Source organism: Halonatronomonas betaini (assembly GCF_015666175.1).
Lineage (GTDB): Bacteria > Bacillota > Halanaerobiia > Halanaerobiales > Halarsenatibacteraceae > Halonatronomonas > Halonatronomonas betaini.
Genome location: NZ_JADPIE010000007.1, coordinates 60239 through 85677 on the forward strand (window position 1 = coordinate 60239; position 25439 = coordinate 85677).

At 37.9% G+C, this 25439-nt stretch carries 18 protein-coding genes; 15 read left to right on the forward strand and 3 right to left on the reverse strand.

Translation table 11 applies throughout. The features are described from left to right. Window positions 1–28: 28 nt before the first annotated feature. Entirely contained in the window at window positions 29–1681 is a 1653-nt protein-coding gene (locus I0Q91_RS11760) for a S8 family serine peptidase (RefSeq protein ID WP_270454756.1), read from the reverse strand. 162 nt (window positions 1682–1843) lie between these two features. Here I0Q91_RS11760 and I0Q91_RS11765 point away from each other — a divergent pair, with 162 nt between their 5' ends. The 3 genes from I0Q91_RS11765 to I0Q91_RS11775 all read left to right on the forward strand — a co-directional run bounded on the left by I0Q91_RS11765 (window position 1844) and on the right by I0Q91_RS11775 (window position 4698). Then, a complete protein-coding gene (locus I0Q91_RS11765) occupies window positions 1844–3118 on the forward strand; it encodes an MFS transporter (RefSeq protein WP_270454757.1) in 1275 nt (424 codons plus the stop codon). Window positions 3119–3230: 112 nt separating this feature from the next. Next, the gene (locus I0Q91_RS11770) at window positions 3231–3863 is read left to right on the forward strand and encodes a class I SAM-dependent methyltransferase (RefSeq protein ID WP_270454758.1); all 633 of its coding nucleotides are present in this window, start codon (window positions 3231–3233) and stop codon (window positions 3861–3863) included. A 124-nt stretch (window positions 3864–3987) separates the two neighbouring features. Further along, window positions 3988–4698, forward strand: a complete 711-nt coding sequence (locus I0Q91_RS11775; protein ID WP_270454759.1) for a HesA/MoeB/ThiF family protein — start codon at window positions 3988–3990, stop codon at window positions 4696–4698. A gap of 9 nt (window positions 4699–4707) precedes the next feature. On the opposite strand, the gene I0Q91_RS11780 is transcribed toward I0Q91_RS11775, so the two are convergent. Together I0Q91_RS11780 and I0Q91_RS11785 are read right to left on the reverse strand one after the other, a co-directional pair. After that, window positions 4708–6504, reverse strand: a complete 1797-nt coding sequence (locus I0Q91_RS11780; protein WP_270454760.1) for a sensor domain-containing diguanylate cyclase/phosphohydrolase — start codon at window positions 6502–6504, stop codon at window positions 4708–4710. Between the two features lie 2 nt (window positions 6505–6506). Beyond that, window positions 6507–7229 carry a PHP domain-containing protein gene (locus I0Q91_RS11785; protein WP_270454761.1) on the reverse strand — a complete coding sequence of 241 codons (723 nt, stop codon included), beginning with the start codon at window positions 7227–7229 and terminating at the stop codon, window positions 6507–6509. A gap of 254 nt (window positions 7230–7483) precedes the next feature. Here I0Q91_RS11785 and I0Q91_RS11790 point away from each other — a divergent pair, with 254 nt between their 5' ends. From I0Q91_RS11790 to I0Q91_RS11845, 12 genes are all read left to right on the forward strand, one after another. After that, window positions 7484–9730, forward strand: coding sequence for an amino acid permease (locus I0Q91_RS11790; protein WP_270454762.1), 2247 nt, complete (start codon window positions 7484–7486; stop codon window positions 9728–9730). A gap of 132 nt (window positions 9731–9862) precedes the next feature. Beyond that, a complete protein-coding gene (locus I0Q91_RS11795) occupies window positions 9863–10957 on the forward strand; it encodes a hypothetical protein (protein ID WP_270454763.1) in 1095 nt (364 codons plus the stop codon). 213 nt (window positions 10958–11170) lie between these two features. Further along, a complete protein-coding gene (gene murA, locus I0Q91_RS11800; protein WP_270454764.1) occupies window positions 11171–12439 on the forward strand; it encodes a UDP-N-acetylglucosamine 1-carboxyvinyltransferase in 1269 nt (422 codons plus the stop codon). A gap of 30 nt (window positions 12440–12469) precedes the next feature. Further along, a complete protein-coding gene (mreB, locus tag I0Q91_RS11805; RefSeq protein ID WP_270454765.1) occupies window positions 12470–13492 on the forward strand; it encodes a rod shape-determining protein in 1023 nt (340 codons plus the stop codon). Window positions 13493–13526: 34 nt separating this feature from the next. Beyond that, window positions 13527–15422, forward strand: coding sequence for a SpoIVB peptidase S55 domain-containing protein (locus I0Q91_RS11810; protein ID WP_270454766.1), 1896 nt, complete (start codon window positions 13527–13529; stop codon window positions 15420–15422). Between the two features lie 83 nt (window positions 15423–15505). After that, on the forward strand, window positions 15506–19978 hold the full coding sequence (locus I0Q91_RS11815) for a translocation/assembly module TamB domain-containing protein (protein WP_270454767.1): 4473 nt from the start codon (window positions 15506–15508) through the stop codon (window positions 19976–19978). A gap of 23 nt (window positions 19979–20001) precedes the next feature. Further along, window positions 20002–21633: a BamA/OMP85 family outer membrane protein gene (locus I0Q91_RS11820; RefSeq protein WP_270454768.1), complete on the forward strand. Its 1632-nt coding sequence runs from the start codon at window positions 20002–20004 to the stop codon at window positions 21631–21633. Window positions 21634–21718: 85 nt separating this feature from the next. Continuing rightward, the gene (locus I0Q91_RS11825) at window positions 21719–22141 is read left to right on the forward strand and encodes an OmpH/Skp family outer membrane protein (RefSeq protein ID WP_270454769.1); all 423 of its coding nucleotides are present in this window, start codon (window positions 21719–21721) and stop codon (window positions 22139–22141) included. Between the two features lie 91 nt (window positions 22142–22232). Continuing rightward, window positions 22233–23207, forward strand: a complete 975-nt coding sequence (locus tag I0Q91_RS11830) for a hypothetical protein (RefSeq protein ID WP_270454771.1) — start codon at window positions 22233–22235, stop codon at window positions 23205–23207. Next, complete coding sequence (locus tag I0Q91_RS11835; protein WP_270454773.1) at window positions 23200–23754, forward strand: OmpH/Skp family outer membrane protein; 555 nt, start codon at window positions 23200–23202, stop codon at window positions 23752–23754. Before I0Q91_RS11830 ends, I0Q91_RS11835 begins: the two co-directional genes overlap by 8 nt. Next, complete coding sequence (gene lpxD, locus I0Q91_RS11840; protein WP_270454774.1) at window positions 23723–24793, forward strand: UDP-3-O-(3-hydroxymyristoyl)glucosamine N-acyltransferase; 1071 nt, start codon at window positions 23723–23725, stop codon at window positions 24791–24793. Before I0Q91_RS11835 ends, lpxD begins: the two co-directional genes overlap by 32 nt. 2 nt (window positions 24794–24795) lie before the next feature. After that, a complete protein-coding gene (locus I0Q91_RS11845; RefSeq protein WP_270454775.1) occupies window positions 24796–25416 on the forward strand; it encodes a hypothetical protein in 621 nt (206 codons plus the stop codon). Window positions 25417–25439: the final 23 nt, after the last annotated feature.

Genomic DNA, 25439 nt, shown 5'->3' on the forward strand with positions numbered 1-25439 from the left:
AAATAGCAATAATTTTAAATTGAGATAATTAATCCAGGTCCTCTAGGTTCAGGAGTTCTTCGAGAATTAAATTCTGATTATAATTATTTTCAGTTTGAAAATCAATTAATTGACTTTCGGCATAATAATCTCCTGGACTTAAAATGCCATTCTCAGTTACATCAATCCAGGCCATTATTTTATAATCACCAGCGGGAATATCTTCAATGAGATAATGGTTATCTCGCAATTGAAGATCAATTCCAGACTTCTTATTAAACTGGTCACCGACTCTAGTTCCGATAAAAACCTGGATTTGATTAAGATTCTGGATTGCCCAGTATGAATTGATCAGACCATAGCCGGTCTCTTCTGCGAAATAACGGCCTTCTATTTTCATGGCAGTTTTCTGGAGCCTCTCTTTAATTTCAGTAAAACTTAACCTGTCTTCCTGGGTCAACATTAGACCGATAACTCCTGTCAGATGTGCGGCAGCCATTGATGTTCCAGAAAGGTATTCGTAATTTCCGCCTGGGATAGTGCTGTATATTAAATGGCCTGGGGCTACAAAATCAAGATCAACCCCATAATTTGAAGTGTTTGTTCTAAATAATCGATTATTATTTAGACGGATTGAACCGACAGATAAAACCTCAGGATAGGCTGCAGGATACAATAAAGAGTCCTGATTATTATTGCCACTAGCTGCTACCATGATGATTCCTTTTGCAGCTGCCTGTTTAATAGTATCATGTAAATATTCTCCTACCTCATTATTAATAGTCCCTCCTAAGGAGAGATTAATAATATCAACTGGCTGAGGGTTGAACGGTTTGCCTTCAACTTCAATCCCTGCAGCATATAATATTCCTGCACCAATATTCCAGAAGCTACCTCCGCCACTTGCTGACAAAACTTTTAGCGGTAAAATTTCTACATTTTCTAAGATGCCTGCAATTCCAAGATTATTTCTCTGGGCCCCAATTATCCCTGCCACATGAGTTCCGTGCCCCTGAATGTGATCGTCATTTACATTCCGATTATTATTTACAAAATTATAAGCATAACTGGTATCAAGATTGGCTCTCAGGTCAGGATGGTTAATATCAATTCCAGTATCAAGGATTGCAACTCTAATTCTATTTGTTCTGCCAAGAGTATTCCAGGTTTGGGGCAGACGAAGTAGAGATAGATTCCACTGTCTATTATAATCAGGGTCAAAGGGAATATAAACATTGTCTGTTAAAGCAGTTGCTCTGTAGTTTGGCTCGATATATCTAATTTCTGGTATTTTGCTGGCTAAATTTATAGCCCCTGGGATAGAATAATCTGGAGCTTCAATAAGAAAGGCGTCTAAAGAAGGGTTTTCATCTATTATATTAAAATTATAATCGTTAAAGATAGCGTTAATCCTATTAACTGAAGTATCTTCTCTAAAAGCGATAATTAAATTACTAGCTTTCTGCTGATTATTATCAGATAAAGCCTGGAATGAACCGGTTGAGACTGTTGATGACATAATATACTCGGTATTATCAAGGCGGGAGGCTGGATAGTTATGCTTGATTACAAGTTCACCAGTTAAAGTATTTAAGGTAGATTCAGTAGAGTTAAAATTAATAATTGAGCAGCCTGAAGCTACTAATATAAAAATTAGCAATGTTGAGATTAATATGGCTGGTTTATAATTGGTTTTTATCATCTTAACCACCTTAATTGATTATATATAGATAATTCTCTCTTTATGAAGATAATCCTTTATATATTAACTCAGGGAAAATAAATTTATAGCCAGTCGGTTTTTAGTTTTAATTGGATATGTTATAATTGATTAAAGATTTTTGGAAAAATAGGAGGCTTGATTGTGGAAGAACTTGAAAAAAGAGAAGTTATAGCTTTATTTATTGCAAATTCATTTTTGTTTTTCTTTCAGGGAATTACTAAATACATATATGTTCCGCTGGTAACACCAATAGAAAATAGTTTTGAAGTTGGTTCAACTGAGGCAGGTTTATTGATAACTCTGGTTTATTTAGGTTATGCTCTGGCCAGATTTCCTTCAGGGATACTGGCTGATATCTTTGGCTGTCCAAAGGTTATTGCCGGAACTGGAATTTTAATGTCTGGCTCATTATTACTGGTTGGGATTTCTCCGAATTTCCTGGCGATGGCAATATTCAGCTTTATAATGGGAGCATCAACCGGGTTGTATGTAACAGCAGGATATTCTTATTCTGTAATATTAGGTCAGGATAGATTTGAAACAGTTTCAACTGCATTACTGGAAACCTTTGGCGGTATTTCAGGTCTGGTAGCTCCATTGTTTGTTGTTCTTATCTGGGAAACTCTAGGACTGCCGATATCAGCATTATTTTTTATAATGGCAGCAGGGGCTTTACTGGCTTCTCTAATCTTTATCTGGCTGGCAAAAAAGAATAATCTACTGGATGCTGAAAGCAGGCAGCAGGGTGGAGCAACAGGAAAATCAGCTTCTCTGGCTGATGTCTGGCCAAAAGTTAAAGGTACAGTAGCAATACTCAAGGAGCCAGCAATCAATCGATTTATCATCTGGTCGACCTTAGTTGGAGGCTTTGGAGCTTTTGCAATTAAAGGGTTTGAATCATTTATACCAAGTTTTCTTCATAACCTTGGAGGCTATAGTTTTAGTAATGCCAATCAATTATTTGCAATAGTTGCAATAAGTGGTTTAATTACTAAAATGGCAGTAGCCTGGGCTGCAGATAAATTTGGCAGCAAAAGGATACTATTTGTCTTTTATATCTTTAATTTTAGCTTATTCTTTTATCTGACTACAGCTCCTGGACATATTGGTGTAATAGCAACATTGATACTTTTTGGGATAACCTTTAAAAGCCATAATACCGTGATTAATTCCTATGTGCTTAAAGTTATGCCTAAAGAATACCAGGGGACAGGATTTGGGCTATTCTCGACGTTATACACAGCTATTTATAGTGCAGGAGCAGTCTTTACCGGGTTTATTGCCGACCAGACAGGTAGCCTGGTAATTGGCATGCGGGCAGCTGTAATAGGAGTGGTTATAGCTTTTGTCTGCCTGGCTTTATTTAGGGTCTTTGTAAAAATTCAAAAGCTTAAAGCTGCTGGAGGTAGACCTTAAGTTCTGGAATAAAAATTATATTGCATTTTATATTAGTAAATTTTTTTTAGTTCAAGTTCATTTTACAATTAAGTATTAATTAATAAATAAAAGTTTTATGGAGGTATATTTTATGAGCTGTAGATTATGTGGAAGTCAAGAAGTTCAGCGGATAGAACCAGATGAATATTTATATTGCTCAAATTGTGGGTTTATTATGATTGAATTAAAAGAACTGCCTGAGCCAGTGGAAGAGATTGAGCGTTATGATGAGCATGATAATAGCTTTAGCAGTCCAGGTTATGTGAAGATGTTCCATGATTTTATTGAATGGGGCCTCCGGGATATTTTAGCCGGAGTGGATACTGCCCTGGATTTTGGAGCAGGGCCAGGACCGGTTCTGGCAGAACTTTTAAGGGAACATGGCATTGATGTAAGCTTATATGACCCCTTTTATTATCATTATCCAGAAAGACTTAACAAAAAATATGATCTGATAACTTCGACTGAAGTTTTTGAGCATTTACATGATCCTGCTAAAGAGATAGAAATTTTAGTTGATGCTTTAAAGCCAGAAGCATATCTGGCAGTTATGACTCATTTTCATCCTGGGCCTGAAAAATTTGCCGGTTGGTGGTATAAATATGATGAAACACATGTTGGTTTTTATAACAGGAAAACTATGGAGTGGATTGCCAAAAATTATAAAATGGAGATAATTAAAATAGATGACTTCAAACAGGTGCTTTTTCAGAAAAAACGGTAAAAAGTATGTATTTATGAATATTTATAAACAAGTTATCCACTTTTCCTGTGGATAACTAATAAAAGTTCGCAATAATTGTGGATAACTTTTTTGTTTTGTATTTTATAAGAAGGGGGTAGTGAAAATGGTAAGCAGTCGTTATCTTGCTCAGGAACTTTTCGAAGGCTTAGGCCGAGAAGGACAGAAAAAATTAGGGGCAGGCCGGGCTCTTCTTGTTGGTTGTGGAGCTTTAGGTTCTGTTAATGCTGAAATTCTAGCCAGAGCAGGAATAGGTTTTATGAGAATTGCTGATAGTGATCAGGTTGAACTGGCAAATCTTCATCGACAGTTTCTCTTTACAGAAGAAGATGCTGATGTTTTTCAACTTAAAGTACATGCTGCCAAAGAATATCTGGCAAAAATTAATAGTGAGGTAGAGATAGAAATATATGATAGCCGGTTCAATTTAAAAAATGGAGAAGAGCTGGCTGAGGATGTTGATTTAATAATTGACTGTAGTGACAATCCTGAAGCAAGGAATCATATTGATCAAATTGCCAGAAAACTTGAAATACCCTGGATTTATGGAGGAGTCGTTGCTGCTATTGGTATGGTTAAGTTTGTTGCCGCTGATAAAGGCGAGTCGATTGGTAGCTGGTTTGATTTTGACTCTGGCTCAGAACTCTTTTCTCCCTGCCAGGATGGAATATTAAATACAACCCCGATGATGGTTGCCACTCTGCAAAGTACAGAAGCAATTAAGTTTTTAAGTGGCAACCGGGATTTAATTAGAAAAGATATAATTTACTTTGATCTCTGGAAACAGGAATTTGATAGAATAGAGGTAGCAGATTAAATATCTGGATTATTCTGGATTATTAATGATTAATTCAATAAATTGACTGACAAGTTCTGGATCAAATTGACTGCCGGCATTGGCTTTTAATTCAGCGATGGCTTCTTTTTTAGAGATAGCTTTCTGATATGGCCGGCCAGTTATCATAACATCGTAAGCATCAATAATTGAAATCATCCTGGAAAGGAGAGGGATACTTTTTTCCTTCTGGCCTTCAGGGTAGCCTGAACCATCCCACCATTCATGGTGGGATTTTATATATTCAGCAATATGGGCAAATTCTTTAGTGGCTGAAGCAATCCTGGAGCCTATCTCAGGATGTTCTTTGATATCTTCCCATTCCTCTTTATTGAGATCATCAGGTTTATTGATTATTTCTTCAGGTATATTAATCATTCCAATATCATGGAGTGAAGCGACAAGGCTTAACTCTTTGATATCTTTATCCTGAAGCTCTAGTTTATTACCAAATTCTGTTGCTAATTTAACCATTCGCTGGCTATGTTCCTTAGTTTCAGCTGTCTTAGCCTCCAGGCTATTAAGAAGATTTTTGACCAGCCGATTTTTTGCACTCCGGCCTTCAGATAATTTATTCTTATACATTCTTTCATCTGCTTTATTTAAAACATCATAGATATCCTGGCCAGGGTCTCTTTTAACAGCCATTCCTATCCCTAGAGAGACAGGAATCTTATCATTAGCTGATTCATTGCAGTTAGATTTAATTCTATTATAGATCTTACAGGCTTCATCTTCATCGGTCTGGGTTAAGAAGATAATAAACTCATCCCCTGCCCAGCGGACAACCAGATCTTCCTGGCGGACGGAACTCTGCAGGATATTGGTGGCTTTTTTAAGTAGTCGGTCACCTGATTCATGGCCATAGGAATCATTAATCATTTTAAGCCCATTAATATCAGCCATAATAATTGAAATTGGCAACTGACGCTCGGTATCTTTTCTTTTTATCTCTTCTTCTAAATACTGGCGATTATATAAACCTGTTAAATTGTCATGATAGGAGATATATTTAAGTTTCTGCTCTCTTTTTTTCTGCTCTGAGATATCAATCAGATTGCCAATAACCTTTACAACTTCGCCATTTTCAATAACTGGCTTGCCAACTGTTCGGACCCACATCCTTTCACCATCGGCATTGATAAAGGGAACTTCTAAATCATAGGGTTTACCATTTATAGCTTTTTTGAAAGCTTTATCAACCTTTTTTCTGGCTTTAGGGGGATAGCATTTTAAACTCCGCTCAATATAACCGGTTTCTCTATCTCTTTCAAAACCATGAAGGTCAAATAGAGCATCTGTCCAGTAAATTTCATCATTGATTACATCATATTCCCAGCCGCCAATTCCTGTTATCTCCTGGGTCTGTTCTAGAAGCTGTTTGGTTGATCTTAAATCTTCTTCTACTTTTTTCTGCTCAGTAATGTCAAAGAAGATGGTGATAAACTTATTATCTTCGACTGGATGGGCTGAGATCTTATACCAGCTGTCCAGGGGCTCGAAATGCCAGGTAAAGCTTGTGCTTTGATTATCTCTGACAACTTTTGCATAGGTATCGATTAATGTATCTTCTCTAGTCGCCTCTGGAAAAACTTCTGTAACTTTATGATTAATGACCTGGCTGGCATCCAGGCCAGTAATTTTCTCATAAGCTTTGTTTATATCAAGATATAGATAGTCTATGACTTTATCATTTTTTCCGTAAATTAGTTTATGGACAGCAAATCCATTTAATTCATTCTCATGTAATGTTTTATAAAGGAGTTCTTTGCTAATATTATCTGGCATTATTATTCTCCTTTCAGATAATCAATAAATTTATCTGCTGAATAATTTATAAATCTATCAGGCGAGATGCCTGATTTATTAATAATTTCAATGGCAGGTTCAAGATAGCCAATACAATCATGATAATGGGCATCACTATTTAGAGCTAAAAGCAGATTGGGATCAGCAATAGCCAGTCTGCAAAGCTCAATATCCTTTTCAAGATTGCCTCTTTCAATACTCCTGCCCTCTGAATATGAGCTGGCATTGATCTCTAAAATTACCTGATGCCTGCTGGCTGCTGCTGCAACTTCTTCAATATTAACAGGGTTAAAGTTGCTGACTGGATGGGTTATCATATCAACTTCCCCGGATTCAATTGCAGAGATGATAGCTCTGGTGCAGTCTTCCTGATATTCCCCGACATAAAGGGCATCATCGTGGATTCCAGCGGTAATAAAGTCAAGTCGATTTCTGAATCTACTGCCAAGATCCAGGCTGCCATCAGGGCCAATATTTGCTTCAACTCCAGAAATGATTTTAACACCATGAATTTCTGCTGGCAGGGCTTTTAAATTTCCAAAATGATAGCTATGGCAGCTGCCTGGCATTTCTGGTCCATGGTCAGTAATTGCTATTAGCTCATATTTTTTGTCTGCAGCAGCCCGGGCTAATTCAGTAATAGAAGAATAGGCGTGGCCACTGGCAATACTATGTATATGCAGGTCTGCTTTAAAATTTAACATATATAAAACCTCCACTTTCAGGAAACGCTCTCAATTTTAATAGAATTAATTATAACAATAATAGCTTAATATTAAAAGGTAGTAATTAGATATGCTTTATAATTATATCATATATTTGTAATTTTTCATAATATAAAGACTTTGAATATAGAGTTGCATTCTTTTAAATTATCATATATTATAAGTGGCAAATAGAGAGTGGTATAAAATTTTTAATATGATTGTGAAATATTTTATTTTAAGAGGTGATATTAATGGCTTTACAGAGAGATGAACGTCTGGGAAGAAACTTAGGATTTTTTCCGACATTTGCAATAGGTACAGGAACGATGATTGGGGCAGGTATTTTTGTTCTGCCAGGAATAGCTGCAGCTTCTGCCGGGCCGGCAGCAATCTTTTCATTTTTACTCGGTGGAATAATTTCAATGGCAACTGCTCTAAGTATGTCAGAACTGGCTACAGGTATGCCAAGAGCTGGCGGAGATTATTATTTTATCAGTAGGACAATGGGAGCAGCCTTTGGTTCTGTTGTTGGATTAGGAGCCTGGATGGCCCTGGTCTTTAAAGGATCGTTTGCCCTGGTTGGTCTGGCTGAATATCTGCATATTTTAGTTCCAATCCCAATTTTGTTGACTGCTGTTGGTGCTGGACTTCTGCTTTTATTTATTAATTTTAGGGGAGCTGAAAGTAGCGGCTCTTTACAGAATGGAATTGTAGTCGGGTTATTTATAATTTTAACGATTTTCATTGGCCGGGGAATGATTGTGCTTGACACTGAGAATTTAAGTCCTTTTATGCCATATGGCACAGCTTCTATCTTTGCAACAACAGGACTGATATTTGTATCATACTTAGGGATTTCTCAGTTATCTGCTATCTCTGAGGAGGTTAAAAATCCTTCGAAAAATTTGCCTAGAGCCTTTATAGCTTCTGTGGCTGCAGTTACTCTTTTATATGTTGGAGTTATGCTGGTAATCAATGGGCTTTTTCCATTGGAGGAGGTTGTTGAATTCGATACACCTCTGGTAGCAGCAGCTCAATTTATGGCTGGAGGAACTGGTAGATTATTAATAATATTAGCTGGATTTTTCGCCACTGTTTCAACTGCTAATGCGGCAATTATGTCATCATCAAGATTCCCCTTTGCTATGGGCCGGGATAATCTTCTTCCTGAATGGATTATTGATGTCCATGATGAATATGAGACACCTTACAGAGCAATTGTAATTACCGGGCTGGCAATGATTCTTTTGCTTTTATTATTTGAAGTTGAAGAACTGGCAAAGATGGCCAGTACTTTTAATGTTATGATATTTATGTTTTTGAATATCTCCGTAATTGTATTGAGGAAGAAGAATCAGGAATGGTTTAAACCAACTTTTAAATCGCCACTATTTCCACTGCCTCAGTTGATCGGTATAGGTGGAGGTTTAATGTTGATTCCACAGTTTGATGCGCTCTCATTGGTATTTGCTGGTGCAGTTATATTAGTCGGGCTGGTCTGGTATAAAATTTATGGCGCCGGTAAAGCTACACCAGAATATACAATTTTAGATATATTAGAAGATCGACCTGTTCCATCGATTGCAGATGCCAGAAAGAAAAAAGTGCTTGTACCTGTTTCTGATCCTGAGACGGAAAAAGACCTGTTAAGATTTGCTGATACTATGAGTGACGAGACTGTAGGTCTTAATGTCATAAAAGTACCTGATCAGATGGGGCTCAGGGATGCAAGAGATGCAGAATTAAGTGAATTAGACCAGGATTATCAGGATAGAGACGAGATTTTTTGTGAGCATGCTGCTACAGTTGAGCATTCTGAGAGGTGTTTAACAGTTTATGATCATAGTGTTTCTGCAGCAATTTTAGAACAGACTGAACTGGAAAATCCTGATATGATCATTATGGGCTGGCAGAGAGAAGACCGGTTGCGCTCAGTGATTGGAGGCATTACCCGCCAGGTATTAAGAGAGGCCAAGACAAATATTGGAGTATTAAAAGGACATTATCCGGAAGAGTTAAATAAAATAACTGTTGCCTATGACGGCAGGGAAAATTCAGTTTATGGTCTCTACCTTGCCAGAAGGCTGGCAGAAAAAACCGGGGCTGAAATTGATATTCTCCATGTTGTAAGTCCTGATACTCCAGAGGTTGAAATAAATAGGATTAGACAGGAGCTGGATAAGGTTGTTAATAAGCCAGGCGAGGTTTCATCAGAGATTGACCTGGAAAAATTAGAAGGAAAAGTAAGTTATAGAATAGAAAAGAGATTTTCTGTCACTGATACAGTTATAGAAAATGCTGAAAAAGCCGATCTGACAATAGTTGGAGATTCAATTAGAAGATTTAAGTTTAGTATTCTTGGAGGCAGGTCAAATAGAATAGCAACCCATGCTAAAGGAGATCTTCTAATTGTTAAAAGATACAAGCCCTTTTCCCGGCAGACTATTCTGGCCAGTTTCAAAAAAATGCTTAGGAAAAAGGAGAAATTGAAGTCTTAAATTAAATCTTAAATTAAATAATAAATCTTTCAGGATTAAATAAAAACTGTCTCCAGGCAGGAATCTTAATTTTCATATAGAACTCTTAAGTTGTGAAAGGAAAAATATGAAAAGATACTGGAGGCAGTTTTCATGAATATTGAAGAAAAAAATCAACTGGAACTTGATGAGATAGAAGATTCAAAAAGTGAATATAAATTAATGCTAATGCAGCTTACCAAGGAAGAGCTGACTGAGACCAGGAAAGCCTGGGGCTTTTCAGGTTTAAGCCAGTTAAATAAAGAGGAATTAGTTGATGAACTAGTTGAGTTAATCCCTGAGGCACTGGATTCCTGGATTTATCAGCTTGATTACGATGTGTATTTACCGTTAAAAACCCTTGCCAATTATGATGATGGATTTTACTTATTAGACCAGTCTAAAACAGGGATGGCCTTAACTACTGCATTGCATGATTTTGGACTGGTCTGTGCATTTTGGAAAGGCGATGATATTGAAGTCTATATGCCACATTTAATTTCCAGTAAGGTTAGAGAAGTTTTTAGAAATGATCCTGAAATTGAAAATAAGATAAAATTTAATACTGATATAAATAAAATTTCTTTAGGAATTTTAATTTATTATGGGATTGTTGAAATTGATGATATTATTTCTAAGATTAATCAACTGGATAATTATAATATTAGCAAAGATAAGTATATGAAGGTGTTGAATGCATATACAAAAACAATTGGAATGATTGTGTTTCATGAGGATAAATTACGTTTAAATATGGTGGAGTCGCCAGAATTAATAATTGAAGAGCGCTTAAAAAGACCTGACATATCTACCTATCAGGTTGATTTTGATGAAATAAAGTATGCCTATGAGAATTTATATCCTAAACCAGATGAAAAGGTTCAGGAGTTTATGGATTTCCTTTGTGATCAGGTCGACTTAAAGGGTAAGGATTTTCAGACTGTTATGGTGATAATATATTTTGAACTTAATAATATGACTGATATTGATGTTGTTAGAAGTAATATCTCTGACTTTGTTGGCCTAAATAGAACAGGCAAAACTTATAAAGAATATAAGAAGTTATTTAAGGAGATGGCCTGGAATTTGCATTACTGGACTTTAAAAGCAAGAACTCCTGCAGATTTGCAGTCTCTGGCTCCAGGAAAAGAAATTGAAAAAGATAAAGTTGTCAGTCTGGCTGCTTATAAATTCAAAAAAGAAATATGATACTAAAGTACTATATAAAGCCCCTGCTCTGCTATTTATAGGCAGGGCTTTTTCTTTATATTTAAGGATATTTGAGGTAATTGTTAATTAGGACTGGATTTTTAGAGGATTTTACCTTATAATCAAGAATAGTTATAATGTATAAGTAGGTCTAAAAATAAGAGGTTGGTTTATGTTAATAGAGTATTTCTCACCAGAAAGGAGTTTTAAAAGGTGGATAAATTTTACATAGAGGGCAGAAATAAATTAAAAGGTGAAATTCAGGTTAGCGGTGCAAAGAATGCAGCCTTACCGATAATTTCAGCTGCATTGCTTGCAGAAAGTAAAAGTACATTGCTGGATATCCCTGATTTAAGGGATGTTAGGAATCTTGCTGCTATTTTAGAGAAGATGGGGGCTAAGGTTGATTTTACTGATAATAAGATGGAGATTGATCCGTCATCAGTAAATAATCATGCAACTGACCCAGAACTGGCCAGAAAATTAAGGGCATCATATTATTTATTAGGTGTAATGCTGGCTAAAAAAGGCAGGGCCAGAACAAGCCTGCCAGGAGGTTGCAATATTGGCAATCGTCCAATTGACCTGCATCTTAAAGGCTTTAAAGCATTAGGGGCAGAAGTCAATATAGAGCATGGCCATGTTGAAGTAGAGGCTGAAAACTTAAGAGGTGGCCAGATCTATCTCGATTATCCAAGTGTCGGTGCCACTGTCAATATAATGCTGGCAGCATCTATGGCTGATGGCAAAACTATTATCGAAAATGCAGCTAGAGAGCCAGAAATTATTGACCTGGCAAACTATCTGACCGTTATGGGTGCAAATATAAAGGGTGCCGGTACAGATATTATAAAAATAGAAGGTGTTGATAAGCTTAAAGGTCAGGAACATAGAATTATTCCTGATAGAATTGAGGCTGGAACATTTATTATTGCCGGTGCGATGGCCGGTGAAGATGTATATGTAAAAAATGTTCTGGTAGAACATATCAAGCCTTTACTTGCTAAATTAACAGAAATGGGAGTTGAGCTTGAAGAAGATATTTCTGGCGTAAGAATTTCAGCAGCTGATGAATTGAAGTCTGTTGATATTAAAACATTGCCATATCCAGGCTTTCCAACTGATCTTCAGGCCCAGATGATGGTTATGCTAACCCAGGCCGATGAGCCAGGTGTTGTTACAGAGACTGTCTGGGAAGATAGATTTGCCCACATTGATGAACTTGCAAGGATGGGGGCAAAGATAAAACTGGATGGCCATACTGCTTTAGTTCATCCTTCTGAACTTCAGGGTGCAGAAGTTGAGGCGACTGATTTAAGGGCTGGTGCAGCTTTAATTATTGCCGGCCTGGCTGCTGAAGGTTTAACTGTTGTTAATGAGATTAGCCATGTTGAGCGAGGTTATGAAAATATTGTAGATAAATTACAGGGTATTGGAGCAGTAATTCAAAGAGAGCCAGTAAGCAAAGTTACAACTGCTTAAGTTATACAAATAGGAGGACTATAAAATAATATGTTTAATTTTTCGCAAAAAATAGGGATTGATTTAGGAACTGCAAATGTATTGGTCTATCAAAAGGGAAAAGGTGTTGTTTTACAGGAACCATCTGTTGTTGCCGTTAATAAAGATAATAATAAACCGCTGGCTGTTGGAACAGAGGCCAGGAGGATGCTAGGAAGAACACCAGGTAATATTGTTGCTATTAGACCTCTTAAAGATGGTGTTATTGCAGATTTTGAAGTTACAGAGATGATGCTTAAGCATTTTATTGAGAAGACAGTTAGTAAAAGGCCGATATTTAAACCAGAAGTTATGGTCTGTATTCCAGTTGGCATTACTGAAGTTGAAAGAAGAGCTGTCGAAGAAGCCTGTAACCAGGTTGGCGCCAGAAAAACATATTTAATTGAAGAGGCTCTGGCTGCCGCCATTGGAGCTGGTATGCCTGTGGCTGAACCGACTGGAAGTATGATTATTGACATCGGTGGAGGAACTTCAGAGATAGCTGTTATTTCTCTCGGTGGAATCGTTGTTAGTGAATCTCTCCGCATGGGAGGAGACCAGTTAGACGGTGATATCTGCCGCTTTGTTAGAGAGAAATATAATATGGTAATCGGTGAAAAGACTGCTGAAGAAATTAAATTTCAAATTGGTTCTGCCATGGTTTTAGAGGATAAAACTATGGATATTAGAGGCCGGGATTTAATGTCAGGCCTGCCAAGAAATATTGAAATTTCAGCTTCTGAAATTGAAGGCGCATTAAGTGAAAGTGTTGCTACAATTATTGAAGCTGTAAGGAGTGTCCTTGAACAGACACCACCAGAATTAGCTTCAGATATTATGGATACAGGGGTAATTATGACCGGTGGTGGTTCTTTACTTGGTAATTTTGATAAATTAATTAGTAAGGAGACAGAAATCCCTGTATTTTTAGCTGATGATCCTTTAACCTGTGTTGCTAAAGGGACAGGCCAGGCAATAGAAGAAATTGATCAGTTAAAGGATGTATTATTTAATAAGAAGAAGGCTTATAAATAAATCGGCAAATTAAGCTGAGAAAGGTTGGATATCCTTGTTCAAGAAAAGAGTTCTGCTTCCATTAATTGTCCTGCTCATGTTCTTTCTTATCTCCCTGCCGGTAGCTTCTGCTACCATGCCATTTAATGATCTGGCTCCAGGGGAAAGAGGGTATGGGCGGACAGTTTTTAGGGGCACGGAAATAGAGGAATTTGAATTTGAAATAATTGACCTTATGAGAAATTATGAACCAGGCAGAAACTTTATTTTAGTAAAACTTGAAGGTGAAAAGATTGAAGAGACTAATGGCGTTGCTTCCGGTATGAGCGGAAGCCCTCTTTATATTGATGATAAAATAATCGGGGCAATTGCTTATGGCTGGTTTCAGGGCGAGAACAGATATGTTTTAGCAACCCCTATTGAGGAAATGCTTGATATTTTAGAGTCTGGAGAAGAATATGAGTTTGGAGATATGGAAGAGCTTCCTGAACTTAAAACTCCAATTATGATCAGTGGTCTGTCAGGTAGAAGTTTAGAGCGTCTGGAGTCTGACTTAGATAGTTATATGTCTGCAGATTTTAAGGTGATACCTGGAGGAGATGAAACTGATCCAGAGGATGATTATTATCCAGATTTACAACCAGGCAGTTCTGTTGCAGTTCAGATGGCTAGAGGAGATATCAATTTAGCTTCAATCGGTACATTAACTTACCGGAATGAGTCTGAGATCCTTGCATTTGGGCACCCCTTCACCAATAGAGGTGAGGTTAATTTTTTCTTATCCCAGGCCAGAATCAGTCAGATTATTCCTGGAGAACAGCCTTTTAAATTAGGATCACCAGTTAGAAGGCCACTGGGCATGATCCGCCAGGATAGAGGAGCTGGCATTGGTGGGGAACTGGATGTTTTTCCGGAGGTAGTACCATTTAGCGTTGATGTTAATGATCTTGATAGAGGCAGAGAGAGTAATATAGCTGTCCAGATTATAAATGATGAGCAGCTTTTAACTTCTTTAGTGCCAACAATTGCTCTGCAATCAGTGGATACAGGCCTGGATAGAATTGGCTCAGGATTGGCTAAAACTAGAATTGAAATAATGGGTAATAACATACCAGGACTTTCAATAGAAAGAGAAAATATATTTTATAGTAGAGATGATATTGCCAGTAGAAGCCTTGTTGAATTACAGGAGTTGATAAGGCTTATTAATCAGAACTCATTTGTAGATGTTAACTTAATAGATATTAACTTTTCTGTTGATGTCGAGGATTCTATAGAGGTAGCCCTTATAGAAAAACTGGAGATACAGAATGAAGATGAGATATATCCTGGAGATGATCTGGATATTAAGATTGCTTTAAGGCCATACAGGCAGGATTCCTTTGATTTTGAATTCACTGTCTCGCTGCCTGATGATATGGAACCAGGGCCAACAAGTATGTCAGTTATAAGTGGTGATAGTTTTGGTTATTATGGCTTTGGGAGTAATGATTTTGATTTTTATGAAGAAGAAAGTTTGAGTACAACAGCTGCTGGATTTACCAGTTTTGAAGAACAGATTGAGGCTTTTCTTGATAGGCCTCAAAATAATGATCTTGTTCTTGAAATATATCCTGGTTTTCCGGCTGCGCCTGGCTTTGAAGAAGAGGAAGAACCAGAACCAGATATGGAAGAACCAGAGACAGAAGATGAAAATGATGAACGGCCTGGTCCTGAAAACCAGGAAACACCTGAAGAGGTTCCAGTGGATGAGATTGAAGAAGATCCATTAAGGGAAGTTATTGAAACTGATTATGTTTTAGAGGGCAATCTATATCTTGATTTTATGATTGAAGACCCGGACCAGGAAAGTGATGAGGAATATAGAGATTATGATGGTTATGAATCATTTAGAAATTCAAATAGAGCAACATCTGCTGATACTGATTCGTTTAACCCGGGGCGAAATTAAAAAAGGCTGCAAATGTTTTTCTAGCCTGGGGCAGCCCCTCGGCGCCCTGTCCAGGTTAATATTATGTTAAGGGGGGCTATAAATTGAGCTGGAAAAAAATATTTTTAATTATACTTGTGCTCTTTATCTTAATGGCCGTCCCCTACCATCTGTATCAGACAGGGCAGTTTGCAGAATGGCAGCTTGTTACTTTATTAAGGATTGAAGCTGCCTTAAATGTTGATATCAGTTATGAAGAAGCAACAGTTTTTCCGATAAATAGAATAGCTTTTAAAAACCTATCTGTTAAAGATAGAGATAATCAATTTGAGTTTGAACTTGAAGAGATGGAGCTATATTATGATTTAAGAAGTTTCCTTGCTAACTTTTTTCAGGAAGATTTAAGATTTGATCTGGCAGCTTCTCTGGCAAATAGTGTAAGTAAGGCCAGGTTAGTTGAACCGGTTATTGACTTAAGTATGCCTGAACAGGATTTTTTAAAATTTGATGAAGTCGAACTTGATGAGCCAACTATATTTGATCCTGATGATATCTGGGAGGCTTTACCGGTTATACCTGCTGGAACAGGAATTGTAATTGAAGGTGGCTCAATTAATTATGATGAGGGTGGACCTTCAATAAATATTAAACCTGAATTATTCGAGCTTATTTTTGTCGATGAAAGACAGGTGCAAACTAACTTTTCAGGAGAATTTGATCTTTATAATTTCGAGATAGAAAAAATAATTTATGAAGATGAGGAATGGGAAGAACTTTTACTTCCTGAATTAACACTTTCAGGAGATTTAGCAGCCAGGCTTAATGGTAGCTCGTGGAACTTAAATAGCAATTTTATGATTCCAGCAGCAGGTCAGTTTAATAGATGGGCTGACAGGATAGGAGGAAGCTTTGGTTTAAGTGAGCTTGAACTCTATGGAAGCCAGACGGTTAATCTTTCAATGACAGGTGATGGTAATGGGCTAATTGATTTACTTGTTCAGGGCGAGACAGATCTTAGCAGGATAAACTTTAAATATGAAGAAATGGCTGAACCTCTTGATATTCAGAGACTAAGGCAGAATTTTAGTTTTAGTCTTGCAGAAAATCAATTGTTAATTCCTGAACTTGAGTTCAGTCTATTTGAAGATGAAGAAATTAGAGTAAGTGGCCAGGCGGATTTAACTGATATTGGCCCAGAGGTTTATCTGGATCTTGAAACAGGTACTGAAGATTTATATAAATATTTAAATATTTTAGCTGATAATAATCATCAGTTTAATGAACTCAAAGAACAATTAGATACATTCCTGGCTGGAGCTATACCAGTTGATATCAAACTATCTGGTGGATACCGTGAAGAAGATCTCTGGTTAGAAGGAGATGTTGATATATCTGAGTTTCAACTGGTTGATTCTGAAATAAATTATGACGGTTCAATGCAATTTGCCTGGCAGGATAATGAGTTACAGCTAAGCAGCTTGAATATTGCAGATAAAATTATTGGAAATGGTTACTTTATTCCAGAAACTGAAGAGTATAGCTTTGATCTGGAACTCAACCAGCTTAGATATGCTACAATAAAAAACTTTATCGAGCAGGATTTAGATTTTATAGCTGAAGATGAAATTTCAGGGGAATTATTTGCTGCCGGTAAAGGCTTTGATTTAGGTGATCTTGTTCTATCAGGTCAGTTGCTGGCTGAAGAAATAAATATCTATGATCTTGCTATTGATAGACCTCTAGTGAATTTCTGGTTAAAGGATAATTATCTTGAAGTTGGTCCGGTTAGAGGAGAAAGTTCTGCCGGTAAATTTGATTTTGCTGGAGGAATTAATTTAGAAACAGAAGAAATAGATCTGGAATTGATTTTAGATGATTTAGTTTTAGGTGAGATCTCTGGACTTGCTGGAATAGAGCAGGGGATTCAGGGTGACTCCAGGGTATCAGGGAGTATTGCTGGCAGCCTTTCTGAGCCAGTATTTGATCTTGAACTCTGGCTGTCAGAAGCAGAATTTTTTGGTGTGGAAGTCTCTGATGGTCATGGTCACCTTAATTATAGCCCTGGAGAAGAATTGTTATATGTTGAGAATCTTGATTTCACAAGCCGGACAACTGATATAATTGCAGATGGCCAGCTTGATTTTTCTCCGATCTTTAATGGGGATGAAAACCTGCCATTAATTGATGCCCGGCTTGATATAAATGAATTGACCTATGAATATATCAATGAAATCTTTGGGATTTCTCTGCCATTAATAGGAGATGTAAGTGGTTATGTTGAGTTAGATGGCAGATTAAATGCACCAACAGTCAATGCATCAGCAAGATCAAGGAGTACTTCCCTGCCTATTGGCGATGAATACTTTGAATTTGAAAATAGCAGATCAGATTTTTACTGGTCTGAAGGAGAGCCATTTCAGGTTATTGATTTAAGAATGGAGAAAGAAGAAGCAGTATTTGTGATAGATTATGGAGAATTTAGTGATAATTTTTATGTAGATTATGCCTTTAATGACTATCGTTTATCCAGACTTGATAGTTCTGAATTTGATAACTTCAGAGGCCGGCTTTCGGCTTCAGGTGAAGCCGGAGGAAGTTACGATAATCCCTGGGGTTATGCAGATCTTGAAGTTGTAGATCTGATCTATGATGGATATGATTTAGGTCGTTTAACAGGCCAGTTAGAACTTGAAGAAGGAGATTTATTGACTGAAGGAATCAGCTGGGAACCAGGTTCAGGGGACTTTATAATTACTGGAAAAGTTGATAATATATTAAATGAGGCTGAACTTGATCTCCAGGTCGCCTTTGATGATGTTGATCTGCCCTATTATATCGAATCCTTTGGATTAGATGTTCCTCCTCTTGAATATTATTTTAGTGGAGAGTTAGAGGTGACCGGGGATATTGATGACTGGCTAATTGCAGTTGATGTTGATGCAGATAGTGATGTTTCTGATTTAGGCCGTTTAAACTTGCTTGGTTGGATAGGAGAAGAATATGATCTTTCACTGGTTGGAATAGATTTAGGCTTTGACTGGCTCTGTGGTTATCTAGGCCCAGATGTTGATATAGATGGTGACCTGGAGTTGATTGGAACTGTTTATGGTCCACTGGATGGGCCTGAGGTTGATTTAGAAACTACAATTAGAGGTTTTCAAATTAATCAGTATAGTTTAAGCCAGATCTCAGGCCGGGTATCTGGAGATGTCCAGAATAGCCTAACTGTCGAACAGGAATTAATAGCTGCAACAGGAGAAGATATCAGGCTAGATGGAGTTGTTAATATACCGGCGCCTGAAGAGAGCAACTTCCAATTAAGGGCAAGGGACTTTCCTCTTAATCCAGTTGCTGGTTTCTTTCCAGAGGTTGATCTTGTTGATGGCCGTCTTGATGGAGAGGTTGATTTTAGAGGAAGTTTAGAGAATCCTGATCTTGATGGCCAATTATATTTAAGTCTTGATGAATTGAATTTTGGTCAAACAGAAAACCTTTCTCTGGATGGATATCTGGATTTTATCGGTGACCGGATTGAGTTATCTGATATGACTGGTAATTACGACGGAGGAAGTTTTGAGTTAACTGGCCTGATGAATATTATCGATCAAGCTAATTTCTGGGATTTAGAGTTAATTGGCGATTCTATTCCAATCGAATATGCAGGTAGTTCAGCTGTAATTAATGGTGGCCTGACATTTTCAGGGCCATTATACGAACCAGTAATTGGTGGAGAGATAACAGTTAACGATTTAATGGCTGTTGTTCCTGAAGATTTTGAACCTGACGATGATGTTGATGATGAGTTTGATCCCTTTGAAGAGGCAAGATTTCAACCAGAAATTGATTTAAGAGTAAGAATTGGGAATAATAATATGTTTAGTCATGAAAATGCTGAGATACCTATTCAGCGTGGAGATTTAAGGCTTCTCTACCAGGATGAATTTCAAATAGATGGCCAGATTTCTTCAAATCAGGGAACAATATTCTTTTATAATAACCGATTTAATCTTGATTCAGCCAGGCTTAATTTCAGAAGGCGCCAGGGTATAATACCTACTGTAACAGTTAGAGCTTCAACAAGAGCAGAGGGTAATGATATTTTTGTAAGATTAGATGGACTGGCCACTGATTTAAATTTAAGCTTTGCCTCTGATCCAGAGATGGAAGAAGAAGAGATCCTGGCATTGCTGGCCAGAAGAGGCGGAATCGGAGGAGCCCTTGTCGGTGAAGATTTAAATGTTTTTCAGATAGTCCAGCAGGAATTTTTTCGCTTTTTAAGTGATACCTTTCAGCTAGAAATTGTTGGTAATATTCAAAGAGAGATTAGACGAGCTTTTGAGCTTGATCGATTTGAAATTGTAACCCATGAATTAGGCTGGGATCAGGAAGTTTCACTTCATATAGGAAAAGATCTAACTGATAGATTATATATTGAGGGTTCAAGTAGAATACGTACTGATGAACAGGATACTGAAATTTCATTTAAATATGATATAACAGATAGAACAGTTCTTGATGGAACTATTTATGGACCAGGTGAATTTTCACTATCAATTGAAACGATGATTGAATTCTAGGAGGCTAAAGGAGGATTAAGTTGATGAAGAAGTATGGTTTAGGAATTTTGATTTTGACATTGGTTTTTACAATGGCGTTTAATGTTGAAGAGGTACGTGCAGAAGATATTTTAGCTGATATAGTAATTGAAGGTAACGAGAATATCTCTGAAGAGAGGATTATGGAATTTATTCAGAGTGAGATTGGTGAAGAATATGATCGGACACAACTGAGAGAAGATATGGAAGCTGTTTATGATTTAGGTTATTTTGAAGATATTAATGTTAACTTTCAGAGTACAGCAGATGGCCTGGTAGCTATCTTTCAGGTTCAGGAATTTCCGGTATTAACAGAAATAAATATAACCGGCCTTGATGAGATTTATGATAGAGAAGATGTACTGGAAGAATTAGGTATTGCTGAAGGTGAGATATTAAATGTTGAAAGATTGAACTCAGGCATATCTGAACTCCGATTCCGCTTTCAGGAGGATGGCTATGCTCTGGCAAGGTTTGATGATGTTGATATAAGTCCAGAAGGTGTACTTGATATTCAGATTAACATAGGTTATTTAAATGAAATAAGACTTGAAGGTAATGAGAAGACCAGGGATTATGTAATTTTAAGAGAATTTGATATTGAACCTGGTGATCCTGTTAATTTCAACAGGATTCAGGAAGGTTATCAGAATCTATTCATGCTTGAGTTTTTCGAGGACATTTATCCTGATCTAGTAATGGTAGATGAAGAAAATAACCGTGCAGATTTAGTGCTGGAAATGGAAGAGGGGAATACTGGAAGCTTAAATCTCGGTGGAGGTTATCGCCAGGATGCAGCCGGTGACGGTAGCTGGTTTGCCTTTGCTGATATCCAGGAAGAAAACCTCTTTGGCCGGGGACAGACTTTATCCTTTAATGTCCAGTTAGGTGATGAGCGTGAATATAACTTAGGATTTAGAGAGCCCCATGTCGATGGCACAGACCTTTCCTTTGGCTTTAATGTTTATGATCAGTATAGATCCCTTGATGCTGAAAGAAAAAGAATTAGAGGTTTTACAACAACCTTTGGCCATCCGATTACCGAAACCTGGGATGGCGAGTTCCGATTTAAAAATGACAGGAATTTAACTGATGAAGAGACAAGTAGAAGCATTACACTGAGTGGCGAAAGAGATACCAGAGATAATCCAATTTTCCCACAGAGTGGTGGTATAGATAGACTCTCAGCAGAATTTGCCGGTTATGTAATCGGTGGAGATAGCGAGTTTATTAAATATGGCACTGATAATCGTCGCTATTATGAAGGTTTTAGAGATGATCATGCAGTTGCCTTAAGACTTGATACAGGCTTTAGTAATGCTGAGCTTCCGTCTCATGAGCGTTATAGAATAGGTGGCCCGGATACATTACGGGGTTATAGAAGTAGATCTGGAGATAATAAAGCATTATTTAATCTGGAATATCGGATGCAGGTGATAGATAATGTCCAGGGTGTTCTTTTCGGTGATGCCGGTAGAGTCTGGGATCATGGCGAAAGTCTTAAATTCTCCGGTACTGATCATTCAACTGGACTTGGAGTAAGGTTAAATACTCCGTTAGGACAGCTAAGACTTGATTATGCCTGGGATAAAGACTGGTCAGGTACACCTCATTTAAGTTTTGGCCAGACATTCTAGAATAGGCTGGAATTTATAGCCGAAAGATAGTATAATAAAATATAGGGTTCAATAAGTTTTAAATACACAAGGAGGAGTTTTTTTAATGAACAGGTTAAGCAAAGTTATGATGGTATCAGTATTAGTACTGGCAGTGGGTTTCTTTATGGCAACTCCAGCAGCTGCAGAGGGTGAGATTGCTTTTGTAAATTTACAAGAAGTTTTTGAAGCCCATCCAGATAAAGCTGAAGCTGAGGCTCAGTTAAATTTAGAGGCCCAGGAAATGCAGGCTGAATTAGAGGCTGAAGTTGACGAATTAAGCCAGGAAGAACAGCAACAGCTTTTAGAGCAATATCAGCAGGAATTAACTCAGCGGGAGCAGGAGTTGATTCAGGAAGTTCTAGCAGATATTGAAGGATTATTAAACCAACTGGCCGAAGAGAAAGGGGTTTCAGTAGTTCTTGATGGTCAGAATGTTTTATACGGTGGCTACGACCTTACCCCAGAATTAATTGAGATGATTGAGTAATTAAAATCTCAAGGCCCGGGCCGGCAGTGCTGTCGGGTTCCGGGCTGTTTTTTGTTTATAATAATCTTCCTGATGATAAGGAGATTTTATTATGGGAGATAAAAAGCTTAAAAATGATAAGAAGAAAAAAATAAATATAAAGGATAATCTAGTCCTGAAATATATATTATTTTTTGCTGCTCTGGCATTTGTTTTTGCAGGTGGGGCTGTAATATTTAATTATGTACAGATGACAGCCTTTCAGCCTGAACGAGCAGCTTTTCAGCTTGATGTTTCTGGAGCAGAGAGATCTGTTCATGAAAATTACAGAAATTTAGTTGAGGGCAGTAGAGCTGAATCTGAATTAAGTCTGGCTAATGTTCAGGATAACCTGATACTCAGTCAGTCAAACCAACTTTTTTTCCTTGAAGAGAGGAAAAAATTGCTGGCTGACCAGTATTATTTAATCGGAGAAATAAATCTTCAGAATCGCCTGGAAGCCTTAGAGAGAAGCCAGAAACAGGAGTTAGAGGAGTATGCTACCAGGAGGCAGAATGAGATTCAGAGTCAGATTCTTGAGAAGCAACAGGAGATAAATCAGCAGATAATTGATCTGGAAGTTGGCTTATCAGAGGATGAACTGGCTTCACTCAGAAGCTATAGAAGAGAACTTCTTTCTGAATATCGGGCTGAACTCTTGAATTTAAGAGTTAAGTTAAGGGTGCTTGATATGACTGCAGCCAGAGAAGCTGAGATAAGAACAAGATTAGCTGAAATTGAAGAGGAAGTTGATAGACAGGTTGAAGCTGTCAGGGCCAGTCTTGAGTCTGATTTAAGAGAGGATATCTATGATAAGGTTATTGAGCTTCAGGAGGAATTCTCTGATTATCAGTCTGCCAGAAATGAAGAGTTGAATCAGGCAATAGAGGCTAAGAAGAGAGAATTAGATGTTGAATATCAGGATAGAAGAGAAGAATGGTATGCTGAACTTGAAAGTAATTATCTAAGTCATTTAGAATCCCAGGCAGAGACTGTTGCCTGGCTTGAAGATAATTTTAAATATTTGAGCAGGGAGCTGGATGAATAGGATGGATAAGTTGAAAGCATTTTTTAGTTTTAAAGATAACCAACGCTGGCTGATTGCAGTATTAATTATATTTATTTTGACAGGAATTGGTTCGTCTTTGTTGACCTATCAGTATTTAGAGGTCTGGAGGGAGGAACCTGAAGAGCCTGAACCAGAACCGGCAATTGGCTATATAAACCTGGAGAGACTTCAGGCTGAGAGTGAACTGGCCGCTGATTTTCAGAGAGAACTTGATGAAAGAGGTCAGGAGTTAGAAGAGATTTACAATGCTGCCGGTGATGGTAGTGCCAGAGAGACCTATGATCAGGAACAGATTTATCAACAATATGAATTCACTCAGAGCGAGCTAGCCCGTCAGTTTACAGAGCTAATGAAAGAGGCCATTGATAAGCTGACCGGCGAGTATGATCTCTGGATGGTTATCGAGGCTGACAGGGTGATTGCCGGTGGGATCGATATAACAGATGAGGTTGCCAAGCATTTAGATGCAGATCTAGCAGAGGAGGCTGAACTGGATGAAGGAGAGCCAGTCGAACCAGGTGAGTAAATTTCAGTTTAAGGCCAGTGAGCTGGCAGAATTAATTGATGGAACTCTAAAGGCAGATCCTGAGCTGGAGATAAATGGCTATCGCGGGGCTGGTTCTGTAAGTGCCAAGCAATTGACCTATGCTGAATCAGATGAATACCTGGAAGCTGCCATGAAAAACTCTGCAGGGCTGGTTTTAGTGACTGCTGATTTATATCAGGATGAAATTCCTGCCATTATAGTTGATAACCCCAAACTTGCCTATGCCAGGTTGGCCAGGCAGTTTCCAGATAAGAGATATTATAAACCTGGAATTGCTGATTCGGCCATAATAGGAGCCGGTTTTGAATCTGGTGAGGATATCTCAATCCATCCAGGAGCTATAATCGGCGATAATGTTTTTATTGGTGACAGGGTTAGAATTGCTGCTGGCGTTATTATTGGTGATAATTGTGAATTAGGTGATGATATTCTGCTCCATCCTGGTGTTAAGATAATGGCTGAAACCTGGATTGGAGACAGGGTTGAGATACAGGCTGGTGCAGTTATAGGCTCTGATGGCTATGGCTATGTAAGTGATGCTGGCAAGCATTATAAGATGCCCCAGTTAGGCCAGGTTGTCATTGAAGATGATGTTGAGATCGGGGCCTTAACTGCAATTGACCGGGCTGCAAATGAGAAGACAGTTATCGGTCAGGGCACTAAAATAGATAATCTGGTTCAGATTGGCCATAATGTAGAGGCTGGCAGAGATAATCTGATTGTCTCCCAGACAGGGATTGGCGGCAGCACAAAACTTGGAGCCAGGGTAACTCTGGCCGGTCAGGCTGGAATTGAAGATCATATCAGGATTGCAGACGATGTGACAGTAACCGGTAAAGCCAAAGTTAGTAAAGATATTAAGGAATCTGGTTTCTATTCCGGAATTCCTGCCAGAGAACATAGAGAATATCTAAAAGAAGCTGCTGGAATTAGGCGGATAAATAAATTAAAAAAAGAAATATCAGATATTAAAGGTGAATTGGAAGAGATCAAGAACTATTTAAAGGAGGAAGATTAATAGTGAATATTATTAGCAAGATTGCAATTGTATTTTTAATAATAGTTGGAGTTATGGCATTTTTGCAGCCTGCAGATGCTGCAGATACTGATTTGATTTTAACACCGACTGCAGGAATCATTGAGAATCAGGGAGCAGTTGGGGCAGAGAGAATAGGCTCTGATACCAGGATTTATGGCCTATTTAAGCTGGAGAACTTTATTGAGATTGGTGGTCAGGTAATAGATAAGCCCCAGGAACCTGAACTAGGGATTCTTTTAAAGACAAGGCTGATTGCAGAGGGCGATGGTCGACCTGATATTGCTGTTGGAATTAGAGGCCGTTCACTCTATGCAGTTGGAAGCCTGAGCTTTTATGAGAATACAAGAGGTCATTTTGGTCTTTCAGATAGCTCAATGGGAGGCATCTTCTTTGGGATAGACCATGTGATTAACCCCCATGATGTCCAGATAGTTGATGAAGAAGGTAATGGGATGAGACTTCCTAGAACTAGAATTATGGCAGAATACCTGGATGAAGAATTTAATTTTGGTGCCAGAATGAATTTTACACCTGAGTTATCAGTTGAGTTAAGTCTAATTGGCCTTGATAAGGCCAAGGCAGGAGTCCATTTTAATTTCTAATAATTAGTTTATCAAATTCCTGG

What these genes read in the sequence shown, in the direction of transcription:
- I0Q91_RS11795 (WP_270454763.1), top strand. Translation starts at nt 9,863, where the DNA reads ATGAATATTGAAGAAAAAAATCAACTGGAACTTGATGAGATAGAAGAT.
- I0Q91_RS11775 (WP_270454759.1), top strand. Translation starts at nt 3,988, where the DNA reads ATGGTAAGCAGTCGTTATCTTGCTCAGGAACTTTTCGAAGGCTTAGGC.
- I0Q91_RS11835 (WP_270454773.1), top strand. Translation starts at nt 23,200, where the DNA reads ATGAATAGGATGGATAAGTTGAAAGCATTTTTTAGTTTTAAAGATAAC.
- I0Q91_RS11785 (WP_270454761.1), bottom strand. Translation starts at nt 7,229, where the DNA reads ATGTTAAATTTTAAAGCAGACCTGCATATACATAGTATTGCCAGTGGC.
- I0Q91_RS11770 (WP_270454758.1), top strand. Translation starts at nt 3,231, where the DNA reads ATGAGCTGTAGATTATGTGGAAGTCAAGAAGTTCAGCGGATAGAACCA.
- I0Q91_RS11825 (WP_270454769.1), top strand. Translation starts at nt 21,719, where the DNA reads ATGAACAGGTTAAGCAAAGTTATGATGGTATCAGTATTAGTACTGGCA.
- lpxD (WP_270454774.1), top strand. Translation starts at nt 23,723, where the DNA reads ATGAAGGAGAGCCAGTCGAACCAGGTGAGTAAATTTCAGTTTAAGGCC.
- mreB (WP_270454765.1), top strand. Translation starts at nt 12,470, where the DNA reads ATGTTTAATTTTTCGCAAAAAATAGGGATTGATTTAGGAACTGCAAAT.
- I0Q91_RS11820 (WP_270454768.1), top strand. Translation starts at nt 20,002, where the DNA reads ATGAAGAAGTATGGTTTAGGAATTTTGATTTTGACATTGGTTTTTACA.
- I0Q91_RS11780 (WP_270454760.1), bottom strand. Translation starts at nt 6,504, where the DNA reads ATGCCAGATAATATTAGCAAAGAACTCCTTTATAAAACATTACATGAG.
- I0Q91_RS11790 (WP_270454762.1), top strand. Translation starts at nt 7,484, where the DNA reads ATGGCTTTACAGAGAGATGAACGTCTGGGAAGAAACTTAGGATTTTTT.
- I0Q91_RS11760 (WP_270454756.1), bottom strand. Translation starts at nt 1,681, where the DNA reads ATGATAAAAACCAATTATAAACCAGCCATATTAATCTCAACATTGCTA.
- I0Q91_RS11830 (WP_270454771.1), top strand. Translation starts at nt 22,233, where the DNA reads ATGGGAGATAAAAAGCTTAAAAATGATAAGAAGAAAAAAATAAATATA.